A 495-nucleotide genomic window follows, 5' to 3' on the forward strand; every position below is an offset into this window, starting at 1 on the left:
CCCATGCTGTAGTTCCAGCCGGCCGCCTCGAGCGCACGCGCAGTCGCCACCGCCTCGTCACGGGTGCGCGGCTGGCGCGCCAGGCGGCCGCCCACCACGCCGATCGCATACGGATTGAAGCCGGACTCCGTCTTAACGACCGCCTGCAGGGTGGTCGGATGCACGGACGGCGCGCACTGCTGCGCCAGCATCGCGAAATCGACGGGCATCATGCGCGCTCCTTCGTCGGGCACAGCCGGGCAATCGTCTCGTCCACCACGATCAATACGAGAACCGGAATCGCGGCAAAGCCGCCGAGCCACACCGACAGAAGCATCCCCGTGATTCCGATGAGCAAGAGCAAGGGGGCCTGCACATCCGGCACGAGCTGCGGCAAGGCATACATCAACGCGCCCCAGCCGAATTCGAGAAGCGCGGTCAACACGAGCCATACGGCGGTGCCGAGCCAACGAACGCATCGGCCATCACAAGGAACCCGCATCATTGAACGCTCCT

At 65.9% G+C, this 495-nt stretch carries 2 protein-coding genes; both read right to left on the reverse strand.

Annotated elements, in window-relative coordinates; genetic code table 11:
• On the reverse strand, positions 1 to 212 hold a 212-nt coding region (locus ACV22V_RS32545; RefSeq protein ID WP_448016837.1), incomplete at its 3' end, for a transglycosylase SLT domain-containing protein.
• Positions 209 to 495 (reverse strand): hypothetical protein (locus ACV22V_RS32550; protein ID WP_448016838.1); only part of this gene is annotated, 287 nt, incomplete at its 5' end. The genes ACV22V_RS32545 and ACV22V_RS32550, both read right to left, overlap by 4 nt.

The sequence above is a fragment of the Burkholderia sp. AW33-5 genome (assembly GCF_053427615.1).